The organism is Pseudomonas allokribbensis, from assembly GCF_014863605.1.
Taxonomy (GTDB): Bacteria; Pseudomonadota; Gammaproteobacteria; order Pseudomonadales; family Pseudomonadaceae; genus Aquipseudomonas; species Aquipseudomonas allokribbensis.
This window is the reverse complement of record NZ_CP062252.1, coordinates 3,513,218-3,528,916: the sequence shown is the minus strand read 5'-3', so window position 1 is coordinate 3,528,916 and position 15,699 is coordinate 3,513,218. Positions and strand designations below refer to the sequence as shown.

Here is a 15,699-nt window from a genome sequence, read left to right as displayed (position 1 = left end):
GTTGTGAAGGCCAAAGGGGCCTCAGGTTCGAACGGCAGAAATGAAGCTTTGGGTGCGCGGGTTTTGCGGACTTATTAGTATTTCTTCGGGGCTTCCAGCCTCCACGATCTGCCCGCCGTCCATGAACACCATGCGGTTGGAAACCTCCCGGGCGAAGCCCAGTTCATGGGTGACGACGATCATGGTCATGCCGGTCTGCGCCAGATCGCGCATCACCGACAGCACCTCACCGACCAGTTCCGGGTCGAGTGCCGAAGTGGGTTCATCGAACAGCATCAGCTTGGGTCGCATGGCCAGGGCGCGGGCAATCGCCACCCGTTGCTGCTGACCGCCCGACAACTCGATCGGGTAGCTGTCGCGTTTGTCGGCCAGGCCGACCCGGGCCAAGAGCTCCAGGGCTTCTTCGTGCGCCTCCTTGGGCGAACGCTTGAGCACCTGGCACGGGCCTTCGATGATGTTTTGCAGCACAGTCATGTGCGGAAACAGGTTGAAGCGCTGAAACACCATGCCGGTGGCCAGGCGCTGACGGGCAATCTGCGACTCGTTGAGTTCGTGCAGCTTGTGCCCGACGACGCGGTAGCCCACCAGTTCGCCATCGACCCAGAGGCCGCCCTTGTCGATCTTTTCCAGCTGATTGACGCAGCGCAGCAGGGTGCTCTTGCCCGAGCCGGACGGGCCGATGATGCACAGCACTTCGCCTTGCTCGACCTCAATGTTGATGTCCTTGAGCGCGTGGTACTGGTCGTAATATTTGTTCAGGGCCACAGCCTTGACGATGCTTCTCATGTTCGATTCTCCTGCGCGGCTTACGAGCGCTTGCCGGCGCCGCGAGCGAAACGACGCTCCAGACGGCTTTGACCAAAGGACAGGACGGTGACGGTGGCCAGGTACCAGATACCGGCGACGATCAGCAGCTCCATGACCCGGGCGTTGGCGTAGTAGATGTTCTGGGCGTTGTAGAGCAGTTCCGAGTACTGGATCACGCTCGCCAGCGAGGTCATTTTCACCATGCCGATGAACTCGTTGCCGACCGGCGGAATGATGATGCGCATGGCCTGCGGCAGGATGATCCGGCGCAGCGCTTGCAGGCGCGGCATGCCGATCGACTTGGCCGCTTCGTACTGGCCGGTGTCCACCGACAGCAGGCCGGCACGCACCACTTCGGCGGTGTAGGCGCCCTGGTTGATGCTCAAGCCGAGCAGGGCGGCCACGAACGGCGTCATCAGGCTCACGGTGTCGAGCTCGAACAGGCCGGGAATGCCGATGGTGGGGAAAATCAGCGCCAGGTTGAACCACAACAGCAGTTGCAGAATCAGCGGCGTACCGCGAAACAGCCAGGTGTAGGTCAGCGCCACGTAGCGCAGGATCGGGTTGGCCGACATGCGCATGATCGCGGTGATCACCCCGAACACGATGCCCAGCGCCATGGCCAGCACGGCCATGATGATCGTGTTGAGCAGGCCCCACATGATCGCTTCGGAAGTCAGGAACTGGCCGATGTACGACCATTCGATCTTGCCTTCGGCGAAGGCCCGCACCAGACCGATGATCGCGATCACAATCAGCGTGGCGAAGAAGATCCGCCCGTAATAGCGCCGTGGCACGTGCTGGTATTGGGTGATGTCGAACTGGTTTTCCGCCAGTTTGCGCTCCGCCTGGAGTCGTTCTGCCTGAGTCTGGCTCATGGTGTTTCTCCGTACACTGTACTTTCAGATCACCCCCCTCCCGGTAGGAGGGGGATCCGGCTTAGAGGCGGAAGCCTTGGTAGTTTTCGGTCCACTGCTGTTGCACAGCGAGGGCGGTTTTCAGTCGGCCGATCTGCTCGCGCACTTGCTGCGGCGCGGTGCCGCCCCAACCGCTGCGGGCAGCGATCGCGGCTTCCAGGGTCAGGCTGTCGCGCACGTCCGCCGTCAGGCGCGGGTCGATCTCGGCCAGCAGCGCCGGCGAGGCTTCCCACAATTCGAGGCTGTGTTTCTCGCAGGCCTGAACCAGCGCCCCGGTGATTTCGTGGGCTTCCTTGAACGGCACGCCGCGCACCGCCAACCAGTCGGCGACTTCGGTGGCGAGGGTGAAACCCAGCGGCGCCTGACGTCGAAGTTCCTCGACGTTGACGGTCATGGTCGCAACCATCCCGGCCATGGCCGGCAGTACCAGCAGCAGGGTGTCGACGCTGTCGAGCACGCCGTTCTTGTCTTCGCTCAGGTCGCGGTTGTACGACAGCGGCAAGGATTTGAGCGTCGACAGCAGGCCGGTCAGGTTGCCGATCAGACGGCCTGCCTTGCCCCGCGCCAGTTCGGCGATGTCCGGGTTCTTCTTCTGCGGCATGATCGAGCTGCCGGTGGCATAGGCGTCATCCAGATCGACCCAGCGGAACTGGCGCGACGACCACAGGCAGAATTCTTCGGCCAGACGCGAGATGTTGATCCCGAGCATGCTGGCGATGAACAGGAATTCGGCGACGTGATCGCGGCTGGCCACGGCGTCGATGGAGTTTTCGCAGACCCCGGCGTAACCCATTTCCTTCGCTGATTGCTGCGGCTGGCGAGCGATGGCGGAACCGGCCATGGCTGCTGCACCGAGGGGCGACAGCGAAGTGCGGGCGTCCCAGTCCACCAGACGCTGCACGTCACGCAGCATCGATTGGGCGTGGGCCAGCAAGTGATGGGCAAACACGATTGGCTGCGCCTGCTGCAGGTGGGTGAAACCCGGACAGATGCTGTCGACGTGCTGCTCGGCCTGATTCACCAGCGCCGTTTGCAGGGCCAGGACTTCCACAGCCAGGGTGCGCACGTGATCCCGCAGGAACAGGCGCAGGTCGTTGGCGGTCTGGTCGTTGCGCGAACGGCCGGCGCGCAGCTTGCCGCCCAGTGCACCGAGGCGTTCGGTCAGCAGGCGCTCGATGAAGGTGTGAACGTCTTCGTCGTCCAGCGTCGGGGCAATGCGCCCGGCAGCAAAATCGGCACCGATGCCGTCCAGGGCTTCGATCATCGTGCGGGTTTCCTGCTCGTCCAGCAGGCCGGCACGTTGCAGTTCCCCGGCGTGGGCCTTGGAGCCGGCCAGATCGTACGGCGTCAGGCGGAAATAGCGCTCGGGGCAACGGGACAGGGCCGCCAGGGCTGCGGACGGGCCGCTTTTGAAACGGGCACCCCAGAGACGGTCGGTGGTTTGAGACATTTGTTGTTTTCCTCGTCGGTAACGCGAACTGAAATCGGTGTGCATGGCCTGTCGAACACGCTGAAAAGTGAGCAGACAGACTCAGAGAACAGAGTCAGGCCAAAGCAGTTTTCAAGAGGGCAGTTGCAAAGAGACAAGAGCTGATCGAAGTGTCAGCTTTTAATGTTTTGCGATCAGTGAGTTGGCACTGATGTTCGGGATTTTTTGGCGGTTGCCAAGGCTTGTTTTCTGTGATCATTATTATTAGCCGGCGATGTTTTTGTTGTTGGACACAGATTGTTGAACATTGCGCCAGAGGTAAATCAGCATTATGGAAACCCCACTTTCCAATTCCGGAAACCCGCCGCTGAAAACGGCTCACCGAGCACCGCTGGCCCTCAGCGGACTGGACTTCAAACTGCTCAAGGTGTTCAAGGCCGTGGTCGAGGCGGGAGGCTTCAGCGCCGCGCAAAACGAGCTGAACGTGGGCCTTGCGGCCATCAGCAAGCAGATCTCCGACCTGGAAATCCGCATCGGCATGCGCCTGTGTACCCGGGGTCGCGAGGGGTTTCACCTGACCGAAGAAGGGCGTCTGGTGTATCAGGCGTCGATTGATCTGTTCGCGTCGGTCGACAACTTTCGGGATCGGCTTAGTTCGGCACAGAACGAACTTATCGGCGATCTTGGGGTGGGAGTGATCGACAATACGATCAGTGACCTTAATTCACCGTTAGTTATGGCACTTAAAAGAATAAATGAAGAATCGCCGAAAGTAAGGTTTCAACTTCAGGCCACCCAGCTGGATGAGGTGGAAAGAGGCGTGGTAGAAGGGCGATTAGTGGCGGGAATAGTGCCGGTCTATCAAAAGCGCGAAGAGTTTGATTATTACCCGTTATATGAAGAACGTTCGGAGGTTTACTGCGCTGTCGGCCATCCGTTGTTCGACATGCCTGAAGCACAAATGAACAGCGAAGTGCTGCAGGATTACGAGTGCATCAACCACCGCTACGCGATCCATCGCGACAAACTCAATTTTGCCCGCTACGACAGTTTTTCTGCCTCGGCGACCCAGGTCGAAGCTGTAGCGCTGCTGATCAAGACCGGGCGCTTCGTAGGCTTCCTGCCCCGGCATTACGCGGCCACGCTGGTGGCGGCGGGGCAGTTTCGTGCGGTGCTGCCGGACCGAATCAACATCGCCACGCCGTTCAATCTGATCCTGCGTCACAACACCGTGCGCAGTCCGTTGGTGAAGGCATTCGCTCAGGCGTTGGGCGTTGATCTGAAGGCGCCGCTGTAATTCAGCCGAGCATCAATCGCATCGCGCAACGTCGCTCGCCGGGCAAGCCGTGGGCGATTTCGTCGTTGAGTACCTCGATTAAACGGGGTCCGGCGTCCACTTCGTTCAATGGCACAAAACCCATGCGTTGATAGAACGGCGCATTCCACGGCAGGTCGCGAAAAGTGGTCAACGTGATCGCCTCAAGTTGTTGCCGTCGCGCGTGTTCAATCACGCCCAACAGTAACTTGCGACCGATGCCTTGGCCCTGAAAGTGTTGGCTGACGGACAGTTCTTCGACGTGCAACTGGTTGTCGATTTCAACGGCCCTTAAAAAACCGGCAAGTTGTCCGACAGTATTTTCTGCGACCCATACATGTCCCTGCTCGATGGCCTGCAAATGCTGTGCGGCGTCGGGTACATTGCTGTCGGCGAGCCAGGCCAGTGTCGGGTCGAGGCGGAACAGCTCGGCGGCCGAGCGTTCGATGGCGGGGAGGGTGACCGCGTCGGCGGGCCGGGCGAGGCGAAGCGTGAATGTCATGCGTTAACTGCCGAAGGCTGTGATCCTGGGAAAGTCCGCAAGATCGCAGCCTTCAACGAGGTCTACAAGGGTTTCAGGTACAACAGCACGTAATCGTTCTTGTCGAAACGCCCGGTCAATACCGGTTGCAGGCCGGCCAGCGGCGTACCTTGCAGCGATTGCAGGTCCTTGCTGTCCATGATCAGCCAGACCGGGGCATTGAGCGCTTCCAGTTGCTGAACGGTTTCGGTGAACTGCGGTTGCAGGTCCTGTTCGACGTTGACCATGAACTTGATCGCCTTGGCGTCCTTGCCCATGCCGTGCAGCACCAGTGGCGCCGGGTTCTGTTGAACCTGGGCGAACGCAGCACGACTGAAGGCACGGGTGTCGTAGAGATCACGTTCTACCGGCTCGAACACCGCCGCATAGACCGTCCACAACGCCAGCACCGCGCTCAGGGCCAGCACTTCAGCGCGCCAGCGCGATTTCCACAGTCGGGACAACGCCAGCAGTTGCAGCACGCCCAGCACGATCAGCACCGGCATGACACCGGTCAGCACGCCCGGAAACCTGCGCTGCGCCACCAGCAACGCAACCATCAGCAGCGCCGGCGTCAGCAGCCAAAGCCCCTGAATGATCCCGCGCAACCACGCGAACACCCGACCATGAGCCACCTGAAACGGGTACGCCGCGATGATCGCCGCCATCGGCAACATCGGCAGCAGGTAACGTGCCTTCTTCGCCTGTGGAATCGACAGGCCGACCATCACGATCAACCCGGCCGCCGCGCAATACTGCACCAGCCGCAACGCCGGCCCGCGCTGATGCGGTTTGCTCAGCCATGCCGCCGCCAGGACCACCAGCGCCAGTGGATAGGCCAGCGCGTAGTTGCCCAGCGAACTGGTGAAGTAATACAGCGAGCCGCTGACGCCCTCACTGCCATCCATGCGCCCCATGAACTGCATGCGGATCACGTCTTGCAGAAAGGCCTCGCCACCGCTGAGCTTGGCCAGCCACAACAACAGTCCGACGCAGGCGGCGAGCAGGATCGACGCCAGTACACCGAACACGAACAGCCGTGCCCATTGGCGGTTGAGCAGGTAATAGCTGCAGAGCATGCCGGTCGGCACCACAAGGCCGATCGGCCCGCGAATGCCGAAGCCCAGCAACAACAGGGCAAAGATCAACGGCCAGCGTCGGCCGGAGCCGAAATGGTCGTGAGCGTAGCCCAGGTAGAACACCGACAGCGCCACGGCAGCCAGCATCAGGTCTTGCGACACCGCCCGGACTTCCGTAACGAAGGTGCTGGTGAGCATCAGCAGTGCAATGCTGATCAACGCCCAGCGTTGCGAATGCACCGCCAGCAAGCGGTACATCAACGTCACGATCACCCCGCCGGCGATGGCGCTGGGCAGCCACGCCGTCAGCGTATTGATTGCGCCGAAAGGCAGCGACAACAGCCAGATGAACAGCGTCGAAACCGCCGAATAATCGGCGTACGGCTGGCCATACGTGGTCGGGAATACCGTCGGCCCGTGTCTCAGCATCTCCTGGGCAAACAGTACAAAACGTGAATCGAAGCCAATGGGTGCCTGTCCGTAAACCCCGGCGATAAACAACAACAGTGCCAGCAGCCCTGCGATCAGGGACTGCTGGCGGATGGCAGGCGACAACGGGATCAAGCGACGTCCGCAGTGTTAGGCCATTGTTGCAGCGGGATCGGCAATTTGCGCGAATCCCCACGGCCGATCGGGAAGTACTTGAAGCCATTGCGTGCCAGGCGATCGGCGTCGTACAGGTTACGACCGTCGAAAATCACCGGGTCCTTGAGGCGTTGCTGGATCAGGTCGAAGTCCGGGGCCTTGAACTGCTGCCATTCGGTGCAGATGATCAGCGCGTCGGAACCGGACAGTACCGATTCCGGGGTGCCCATCAGCATCAGTTTTTCTTCGTTCGGGTACAGATGCTGGGTTTCCTGCATCGCTTCCGGGTCGAAGGCGCGAACGCTGGCGCCGGCGGCAAACAGCGAATCGAGCAGCACGCGGCTAGGCGCGTCGCGCATGTCGTCGGTGTTCGGCTTGAACGCCAGGCCCCACAGGGCGAAGGTCTTGCCGCGCAGATCACCCTTGTAGAACGCATTGATGCGGTCGAACAGCTTGTGTTTCTGACGCTCGTTGATCGCTTCGACCGCTTGCAGCAGGTCGCTGGAGCAATGGGCCTGTTCGGCACTGTGGATCAGCGCGCGCATGTCTTTGGGGAAGCACGAGCCACCGTAACCGCAGCCCGGGTAGATGAAGTGGTAACCGATGCGCGTGTCGGCGCCGATGCCCTGGCGAACCGACTCGATGTCCGCGCCCAGGTGTTCGGCCAGTTCAGCGATCTGGTTGATGAAGCTGATCTTGGTCGCCAGCATGCAGTTGGCGGCGTATTTGGTCAGTTCGGCGCTGCGCAGGTCCATGAACATGATGCGGTCATGGTTGCGGTTGAACGGCGAGTACAGGTCGCGCATCACGTCGCGCACGTCATCGCCTTCGCAGCCGATGACGATGCGGTCCGGACGACGGCAGTCGGAGACCGCCGAACCTTCCTTGAGGAATTCCGGGTTGGAGACGATATCGAACTGCAGTGCACGCCCGGCCTTGTCCAGCGCGGCCTGAATATGCGCACGCAAGGTGTCGCCGGTGCCGACCGGTACGGTGGATTTCTCGACCAGGATCAGCGGCTGCTCACGATGACGAGCGACGGCATCGCCCACCGACAGGACGTATTTCAAATCGGCCGAGCCATCCTCGCTGGACGGAGTGCCGACGGCAATGAACGCTACGCGACCGTGCTGTACGGCAAACTTTTCATCGGACGTGAAGTGCAGGCGGCTGGAGTCCAGGCCTTCACGCACCAGGCTCGACAGCCCCGGTTCGAAAATGCTGACGTGACCCTGGCTGAGCAGTTCGACCTTCTTCTGATCGATATCCATGCACACGACATCATGGCCGACCTCGGCCAGAACCGCGGCTTGCACCAGGCCGACGTAACCGCTTCCAAATACTGTGATTTTCATGGAGCACTCCTCAAATCGGGCGCTTTTGCCGGACGAGTGTTGATAGTGATGACGCCGAGCATGACCAGTGCCACGCCCAGTGATTTGGTAAAACTGAAGGATTCGTTGAACAGCGGCAGACTGGCCGCCAGCAGATACACCAGCGCGTAGCTGATGCTCAGCAGTGAATAGGCCCGGCCCAGCGGCAGGTCGCGCAGGGCGGCGAGCCAGCAGAGCATCGACAGCGCATAGGCGAGAATGGCCGTGAACACCACCGCCAGCGCCGTCAGATCGACGTTGCCGGTGGTCAGCGCGGACAACCATTGTTCAGGCTGCGGCAGGCGCGTCATGCTCCAGCGCATGCCCAGTTGGGCGCCGCTGACCAGCAACACGCTGCCAAGGGCGAAGCCGATGCCGCGTCCCTGGTTCATGACTGTTGCCCCAGCAGTGCCACGCCGCCGATCACCAGTGCCACACCGATCCAGTGCTGGCGATCGATCGGTTCGCGAAACACGAAACGCGCGATCAGCGTAATCAGCACAAAGTTGAGGCTGAGCATCGGGTAAGCGATGCCCACTTCAAGGCGTTGCAGCACCAACAGCCAGACCAGCAGGCCCGAGCCCAGTGCGAACAGGGCCAGCCACAGCCACGGCGAACGCAGTTTGTCGGCCCAGGACGAGTCGACCCCGCGCCAGCTCTCCACCGCATACTTTTGCGCGACCTGGCCCAGGCACGTCAGCAGACACGCGGTCAGCAACAGCAACCAACTCATGACGGATCCTTGGGCAGGACCATGATCACCAGGTTGCCCTGCTCATAACGCGTGCCGTCCTTGGGCAGCAGGTCGACTTCGTGGAGCTCGTCGTCGCCCTTGACCCGCATGACCACGCCGACCGAGCCGGTGCGGCGGGCATCACGCACCCACTGCTGGACTTCATCGGTGGTGATCCGTTGTTCGGCGCCTTCAGGGTAGGACAGGCCATATTTCAGCTCGCCCACGGTGTTGTACAACGCCACCTTGGGTTGCTTCAGACGCCAGGCCAGTGCCGAGGCGGCCCCCAGATCGTTACTCAACAGGTGAGTGGTGCCGGACAGTTCGTCGAGGTGATGCAGGATGAACTGGTCCGGGGTCTTGTTGGCCACCACGGACTTCGGCAACGCGGCCGGCAGCACACCGATCAGCAGCAGGCTGCCGAGGGCCGGAGCCGCCCAGCATTGCAGCGGCAGAAACGCCTGCGCCAGGTTGGCGATGATCCAGCCGATCAGGGCAATGAACACCAACACCATGCTGTGCAGTTCGTGGTCGTACACCGGTTTTTTCAATTGCAGGTAAACCAGTGCGATCAGCGTGATGACGCCCAGCACCAGGTTCAGCAGGCCATTGACGCTCAGTGCCCGACCTTGTTCCAGACGCAGACGGTCGGCCAGTGCATGGCCCAGCAACAGAGCCAGCGGCAGCAGGCACGGCAGGATGTAGGTCGGCAGCTTGCCGTTGGCCAGGCTGAAAAACGCCAGCGGCATCACCAGCCACAGCAGCAGGAAGGCAATGCCCGGTTGAGCACGGGTCTGCCAGGCTTGCTTGAAGGCCGGCGGCAACATGCCGACCCACGGCAGGCTGAACGCGACCAGCAACGGCAGGTAGAACCACCACGGCGCATCGTGTTGAGCGTCGTCACCGGCAAAGCGGCGGATGTGTTCGTGCCAGAAGAAGAACCGCCAGTAGTCCGGCTCCTGCGCATGAACCGCGAGGACCCATGGCAGGCTGACGATGATCGCGACGGCAATTGCCACCGGACCGTAGATCAGCAGTTCACGCCAGCGCTTCTGCCAGAGCATCCACGGCAGGGCGATCAGCACCGGCAGCAGCCAAGCGAGAAAACCCTTGGTCATGAACCCCATGCCACAGGCCAGCCCCAACACCGCCCAACTGGCCAGACGTTGCCCGGTACTGCGGCTGTCGACGGCAAACCACAGCGCCACGAGGCTCAGGTTGACCCAGAAGGTGAACTGCGGATCGAGGTTGGCATAACCGGCCTGGCCGGCGACGACGGTAAAGCTCATGTAGAGGAGGGCGCAGATGAAGCTTTTGCGCGGCTCGTTCCACAACCGGCGAGCGATCAGGAAGCACAACAGCACACTCAATCCGGTGCTGAGGGCCGAGGCGAAACGCACACCGAACAGGTTCTGCCCGAACAGTTCCTGGCCGAGCGCGATCATCCAGTAACCGGCAATCGGTTTCTCGAAATAGCGCAGGCCCATGAAATGCGGGGACACCCAGTTGCCGCTCAGCAGCATGTCCTGGCTGATCTGTGCGTAACGGGTTTCATCGGGAATCCACAAGCCATGCGTGCCGAGCGGCAGCAGGTAGGCCAGCAGAAAAAGTCCGATCAGCAGCGGCAATGCCCAGCGTTTGCTCATGCGCCTTGCACTCCCAGCCAGCCTTCACGGCCTTCGAGGGCGCCACGTTGCACACGGCCCACAGGCAATGTGTTGAGAAACTCGGGCAGCAGGTCGCCCAAAGGTTTGAACTCGATGTGTCGCTGGCGTGCATCGGCCAGCAATCGACGAAACTCTTCGGCCATCAGAATCCCTTCTACTTCGGCATGAATGGTGTAGTTGTTGAGGTTGTCCGGGCGGAACCGGTCAAGGATGAAGGTGTTGAAGTCCTTCGCCGCCACGGTCGGGCCGACCACTTCGTCGAAGGTTGGCATGTCCACCGGAATCTGCGGCGCACCCACCGAACCATCGGCCAACAGAGGTCGAAACACCTGTTGCCCGCGGCAGTCGCTGTTGTAGCGAAAACCGAAGGTTTCCTTGGCTTCGATCACGCGTTCGTCCGCACGCCAGCCGGCGGCGGCCGAGCACTGGATCTTCTCGCCGATGATGTCGCTGAGGGTGTCGACGCCGCGACGGATCTGCTCGATCAGTTGCGCGTCGCTCCAGGTGCCGGCATTGGCCTGCCAGCCATGGTGATCCCAGGCGTGCAGGCCGACTTCATGACCGGCGTCCCGGGCCTGACGCATCAGGTGCCCGAGATCGCGACCGATCGGCTTGCCGGGCCAGGCGGTGCCGGCCAGCAGAATGTCCCAGCCGTAAAGGCCGGCGGCATTGGAACGGAGTATTTTCCAGAGGAATTGCGGGCGGATCAGGCGCCACAGATGTCGGCCCATGTTGTCCGGGCCGACACTGAAGAAAAACGTTGCCTTAACCTGCGCTTCGTCGAGGATTTCCAGCAGCCGGGGCACCCCTTCACGGGTGCCTCGGTAGGTGTCGACATCGATACGAAGACCTGCCTGCATTAACGCTTGTCCGCGATTTCGAGCATGGCTTCACGCAGGAAGAAGTCGAGCGTGTTGCCGATGGTCTCGCGCATTTCCACGGTCGGCTCCCAGTTCAGCAGGCGCTTGGCGTTGGCGATGCTTGGCTTGCGGTGTTCCACGTCCTGGTAACCGGCACCGTAGAACGCCTTGCTTTCCACGTCGCGGAAACCGGCAAACGGAGGGAAGTTGGAGCGCAGCGGGTGAGCTTCGAACTGACGCAGCAGTTCTTCGCCCAGTTGACGGATGCTGGCTTCGTTTTCCGGGTTGCCGATGTTGATGATCTGACCGTTGCAGACATCGTTGTCGTTATCGATGATGCGGGCTAGCGCTTCAACGCCGTCAGCGATGTCGGTGAAGCAGCGTTTTTGCTCGCCGCCGTCGAACAGGCGGATCGGCGTGCCTTCCACCAGGTTCAGGATCAGCTGGGTGATGGCGCGGGAGCTGCCGATACGGGCCGAATCCAGACGGTCGAGGCGCGGGCCCATCCAGTTGAACGGACGGAACAGGGTGAAGTTCAGGCCTTTGGCGCCGTAAGCCCAGATCACGCGGTCCAGCAGTTGCTTGGAGACCGAGTAGATCCAGCGCTGCTTGTTGATCGGGCCGACGATCAGGTTCGAGCTGTCTTCGTCGAAGTTCTTGTCCTGGCACATGCCATAGACTTCGGAGGTCGACGGGAAGATCACGCGCTTGTTGTACTTGACGCAGTAGCGAACCAGTTTCAGGTTCTCTTCGAAGTCCAGTTCGAACACGCGCAGCGGGTTGCGGGTGTATTCGATCGGCGTGGCGATCGCCACCAGTGGCAGGACCACGTCGCACTTCTTGATGTGGTACTCGATCCACTCGGAGTGAATGCTGATGTCGCCTTCGACGAAGTGGAAGTTCGGGTGGTCGCGCAGACGGGAGATGGCGTCGGAACCGATGTCCAGGCCATAGACTTCGTAGCGGTCGTCACGCAGCAGGCGCTCGGACAAGTGGTTGCCGATGAAGCCGTTGACGCCCAGGATCAGCACGCGGGTGCGGCGTGGTGCACGACCGGACTCGGCGCCGCGCAGCAGCGAACCGTCTACCAGACCAAGCTCGTTGGCCAGTTGCGGGCCGCTCAGGTACAGGCCGTTGTCGTTGCGCTGACCGGCGTTGATCACCAGCGAGTCTTCACCGCAGGCAATGCGCAGCGGATCGACGCTGATCACGCGGCCAGGGGCCTGACCGTCGTTGCCCTTGACGACTTCGGCGCTCCAGACGATCAGCTTGTGCTCGCCCACGGCGCAGAAGGCGCCCGGGTATGGACGGGTCACGGCGCGAACCAGGTTGAACAGCTCTTCGGCCGGTTTTGCCCAGACCAGCTTGCCGTCAGCCGGGGTACGGCGACCAAACACGGTGGCCTTGGATTCGTCTTGCGGGGTTTCGGTGATCTTGCCTTGCAGCATGTTCGGCAAGGTGTCACGCAGCAGGTCGCTGGCAGCGGTGCGCAGCTTGGCGTGCAGGCTCAGACCGGTATCGCTGCGCTCGATGGCCACGCGTTGCTGGGCGACGATGGCGCCGGCATCAGCGCGTTTGACCATGCGGTGCAGGGTAACGCCGGTTTCGGTTTCGCCGTTGACCAGCACCCAGTTGGCCGGTGCGCGACCACGGTAGCGTGGCAGCAGCGAGCCGTGCAGGTTGAACGCACCTTTTTTGGCGAGGGCCAGCAGCGGCTCGCTCAGCAGGTTGCGGTAGTAGAACGAGAAAATGTAATCCGGGTCGAGCTTGGCGATGCGCTCGATCCACAGCGGGTGGTTGGCGTCTTCCGGCGCGTGTACCGGGATGCCCTTGTTGGCGCACAGTTGCGCAACCGAGGCGTAGAAGGCGTTTTCCTTCGGATCATCGGCGTGAGTGAACACTGCTGCAATGTCGTAGCCGCTGTTCAACAGGGCTTCAATGCCGGCGCAGCCAATATCGTGGTAAGCGAAGACAACGGTTTTTGCACTCATGAGAGAACCTGATCGGAAGAAGTGGAAGTAGAAGAGAGACCATCAACGGTGACCGCAGGTGCCGGGGAGGCCGGCTGACTGCGCAACACCTTTTCAATGAAGAAACGCGGGCGAGCTCGCACGTCGCTGTACATGCGCCCCAGGTATTCACCCAGCAGGCCCATACCGATGAACTGGCCACCGGTAAACACGAACAGCACCGCAAACAGTACGAAAGTGCCGTCACCGGCCCAGCCCGCGCCGAACGCCAGGCGCAGGATGATCAGCGCAACGGCGAACAGCACACCCAGACCGGCCATGGCGAAGCCGACGATGCTCAACAGACGCAACGGCGTGGTGGTCATGCAGGTCACCAGATCGAACATCAGGTTGATCAGGCGCATCGGGCTGTATTTCGAATCACCGTGTTCGCGCTCGGCGTGGGCCACGACGATTTCGGTGGTGTGACGGGCGAAACTGTTGGCCAGGATCGGAATGAACGTGCTGCGTTCGCGGCAGGCGAGCATCGCGTCGATGATGGTGCGGCGATAGGCGCGCAGCATGCAGCCGTAGTCGCTCATGGCCACGCCGGTGGAGCGTTGCACGGCGAGGTTGATCAGCTTCGACGGATAGCGGCGCAGGGCTGAATCCTGACGGTTACCGCGCACGGTGCCGACCACGTCGTAGCCTTTTTCGGCTTCGGCCACCAGACGCGGGATTTCTTCCGGCGGGTTTTGCAGGTCGGCGTCAAGGGTAATCACCACGTCGCCCTTGCACTGTTCGAAACCGGCCATGATCGCCGCGTGCTGACCGTAGTTGCGATTGAGGATGACCGCTACGAACGGGCTGTTTTCACGCCCGGCGGCTTCCTCGAGCATGTTGGCCGATTCATCGCGACTGCCGTCGTCGACCAGCACGATTTCGTAGTCATGTTTGAGTTGGGCGCAGGCCGCCTCTGTGCGCCGAAGCAGCTCAGGCAGACTGTCCTCTTCGTTGTAGACCGGGATGACGATCGACACGCATTTTATCGGGTAAGGTCTCACGAGCGTTTGTCCATAAGGGTGGCGATGGCACCGACAACACGATCCAGATCCTGGTCGGTCATGTCGGGGAACAGCGGAATCGAGCACAGCCGCGCCGAGTTCCATTCGGTGTTGGGCAGATACAAATCAGGGTCACGCTGGCGGTACCAGGTGTGCAGGTGGGTGGCAATGAAATGGATACCGGTGCCGATGCCTTGCTCCTGCAAACCTTTCATGAAGGCTTCGCGATCCATCCCGCAGCGCTCGCTGTCGATGCGCAGGATGAACAGGTGCCAGGCGTGCTGCTGGGCGTACTGCGGCACGGCCAGCGGTTGCACCGGCAGACCTTCGAGCTTTTGCAGGTATTGGGTGGCCAGTTCAGTACGGCGGGCGTTGATGGCGTCCAGACGCTGCAGTTGCACCAGGGCAATCGCGGCGTTGATGTCGGACAGGTTGTACTTGAAGCCGGGCTCCATGACCTGGGCCTGCGGCTTGCGGCCACCGGTCAGGCGGTCGTAGGCATCGACGCCCAGACCGTGGAACTTGAGCATGCGTACACGGGCGGCCAGGGCTTCATTGTCGGTGACGAACATCGCGCCTTCGGCGCAGGTCATGTTCTTGATCGCGTGGAACGAGAAGATCGCCGTGCCGTGGGAGCCGACGTGGCGGCCCTTGTAGCGGGTGCCGGCAGCGTGGGCGGCGTCTTCGATGACTGCGATGCCGTGCTTGTCGGCCAGGGCATACAGCGGATCGAGATCGAACGCGGCGCCGGCGTAATGCACGGGAATGATGGCTTTGGTGCGCGGCGTGATGGCCGCTTCGATGCGGGCCGCGTCGGTCATCAGGGTGTCGCGGTCGACATCGACGAACACCGGCGTGGCACCGAGCAGGGAAATCATGTTGCCGGTGGAGACCCAGGTCTGCGAAGGCGTGATGACTTCATCGCCAGGGCCAATGCCCAGGGCCAGCAGGGTGATGTGCATCCCGCCGGTGGCAGACGACAGTGCAACGGCGTGCTTGCAACCCACGTACTGCGCGAACTGTTCTTCAAGTGCCTGGTTTTTCGGCCCGGTGGTGATCCAGCCTGAACGCAGTACCTGTTCGACGGCCGCAATTTCCTCATCGCCAATACTCGGGCGGGAGAAGGGGAGAAACGCCTGACTCATGGACACCTCATTGCGATAAAAATGGACAGATCCATCTGTTCATCGGATCCAATCCCAGCGTAGACGCAAAAAACGGGTTTTGCATCAACGAGTTGCTGGAGCAGCAAGACGTCGGGGGTTGGTTGACTTTTCAGGCGTTGCCCGGCAGGTTGGGCGGTACCGACTGAGGACCTATCCACCTAAGGTTATTCCCGATTTTGTGAAAGGAATATGAAAAACCGGTCGGTGAATCGTTTATCTGGAATTCATACAGCCG

At 61.3% G+C, this 15,699-nt stretch carries 14 protein-coding genes; 1 reads left to right on the top strand and 13 read right to left on the bottom strand.

Annotated features, from left to right (window positions below; translation table 11 throughout):
- Nucleotides 1-21 precede the first annotated feature (21 nt).
- The 3 genes from IF199_RS15970 to argH form a co-directional block, all read right to left on the bottom strand.
- On the bottom strand, nt 22-786 hold the full coding sequence (locus tag IF199_RS15970; protein ID WP_096821469.1) for an amino acid ABC transporter ATP-binding protein: 765 nt from the start codon (nt 784-786) through the stop codon (nt 22-24).
- Between the two features lie 20 nt (nt 787-806).
- The gene (locus tag IF199_RS15965) at nt 807-1,685 is read right to left on the bottom strand and encodes an amino acid ABC transporter permease (RefSeq protein ID WP_096821468.1); all 879 of its coding nucleotides are present in this window, start codon (nt 1,683-1,685) and stop codon (nt 807-809) included.
- A 61-nt stretch (nt 1,686-1,746) separates the two neighbouring features.
- Nucleotides 1,747-3,174 carry an argininosuccinate lyase gene (gene argH / locus IF199_RS15960; protein ID WP_192558064.1) on the bottom strand — a complete coding sequence of 476 codons (1,428 nt, stop codon included), beginning with the start codon at nt 3,172-3,174 and terminating at the stop codon, nt 1,747-1,749.
- Nucleotides 3,175-3,484: 310 nt separating this feature from the next.
- On the opposite strand from argH, the gene IF199_RS15955 reads away from it, so the two are divergent.
- The gene (locus tag IF199_RS15955) at nt 3,485-4,450 is read left to right on the top strand and encodes a LysR family transcriptional regulator (RefSeq protein WP_192558063.1); all 966 of its coding nucleotides are present in this window, start codon (nt 3,485-3,487) and stop codon (nt 4,448-4,450) included.
- Between the two features lies 1 nt (nt 4,451).
- Here the strand turns inward: IF199_RS15955 and IF199_RS15950 are convergent, their stop codons facing one another.
- The 10 genes from IF199_RS15950 to arnB form a co-directional block, all read right to left on the bottom strand.
- Entirely contained in the window at nt 4,452-4,970 is a 519-nt protein-coding gene (locus IF199_RS15950; RefSeq protein ID WP_192558062.1) for a GNAT family N-acetyltransferase, read from the bottom strand.
- A 62-nt stretch (nt 4,971-5,032) separates the two neighbouring features.
- Nucleotides 5,033-6,631 carry an ArnT family glycosyltransferase gene (locus IF199_RS15945; protein WP_192558061.1) on the bottom strand — a complete coding sequence of 533 codons (1,599 nt, stop codon included), beginning with the start codon at nt 6,629-6,631 and terminating at the stop codon, nt 5,033-5,035.
- Nucleotides 6,628-8,007 (bottom strand): UDP-glucose dehydrogenase family protein, encoded by a 1,380-nt coding sequence (locus tag IF199_RS15940; RefSeq protein WP_096821463.1) that lies wholly within the window; start codon nt 8,005-8,007, stop codon nt 6,628-6,630. The genes IF199_RS15945 and IF199_RS15940 overlap by 4 nt, the downstream gene beginning before the upstream one ends.
- Nucleotides 8,004-8,417: a 4-amino-4-deoxy-L-arabinose-phosphoundecaprenol flippase subunit ArnF gene (gene arnF / locus IF199_RS15935; protein WP_192558060.1), complete on the bottom strand. Its 414-nt coding sequence runs from the start codon at nt 8,415-8,417 to the stop codon at nt 8,004-8,006. Before arnF ends, IF199_RS15940 begins: the two co-directional genes overlap by 4 nt.
- On the bottom strand, nt 8,414-8,758 hold the full coding sequence (gene arnE / locus IF199_RS15930; protein WP_065257283.1) for a 4-amino-4-deoxy-L-arabinose-phosphoundecaprenol flippase subunit ArnE: 345 nt from the start codon (nt 8,756-8,758) through the stop codon (nt 8,414-8,416). Before arnE ends, arnF begins: the two co-directional genes overlap by 4 nt.
- Nucleotides 8,755-10,404: a lipid IV(A) 4-amino-4-deoxy-L-arabinosyltransferase gene (arnT, locus tag IF199_RS15925; protein ID WP_096821461.1), complete on the bottom strand. Its 1,650-nt coding sequence runs from the start codon at nt 10,402-10,404 to the stop codon at nt 8,755-8,757. Before arnT ends, arnE begins: the two co-directional genes overlap by 4 nt.
- Nucleotides 10,401-11,285 (bottom strand): 4-deoxy-4-formamido-L-arabinose-phosphoundecaprenol deformylase, encoded by an 885-nt coding sequence (gene arnD, locus IF199_RS15920; protein WP_192558059.1) that lies wholly within the window; start codon nt 11,283-11,285, stop codon nt 10,401-10,403. The genes arnT and arnD overlap by 4 nt, the downstream gene beginning before the upstream one ends.
- Nucleotides 11,285-13,276, bottom strand: a complete 1,992-nt coding sequence (gene arnA / locus IF199_RS15915) for a bifunctional UDP-4-amino-4-deoxy-L-arabinose formyltransferase/UDP-glucuronic acid oxidase ArnA (protein WP_096821459.1) — start codon at nt 13,274-13,276, stop codon at nt 11,285-11,287. Before arnA ends, arnD begins: the two co-directional genes overlap by 1 nt.
- The gene (arnC, locus tag IF199_RS15910; RefSeq protein WP_096821458.1) at nt 13,273-14,298 is read right to left on the bottom strand and encodes an undecaprenyl-phosphate 4-deoxy-4-formamido-L-arabinose transferase; all 1,026 of its coding nucleotides are present in this window, start codon (nt 14,296-14,298) and stop codon (nt 13,273-13,275) included. Before arnC ends, arnA begins: the two co-directional genes overlap by 4 nt.
- Entirely contained in the window at nt 14,295-15,443 is a 1,149-nt protein-coding gene (gene arnB / locus IF199_RS15905; protein WP_192558058.1) for a UDP-4-amino-4-deoxy-L-arabinose aminotransferase, read from the bottom strand. The genes arnC and arnB overlap by 4 nt, the downstream gene beginning before the upstream one ends.
- Nucleotides 15,444-15,699: the final 256 nt, after the last annotated feature.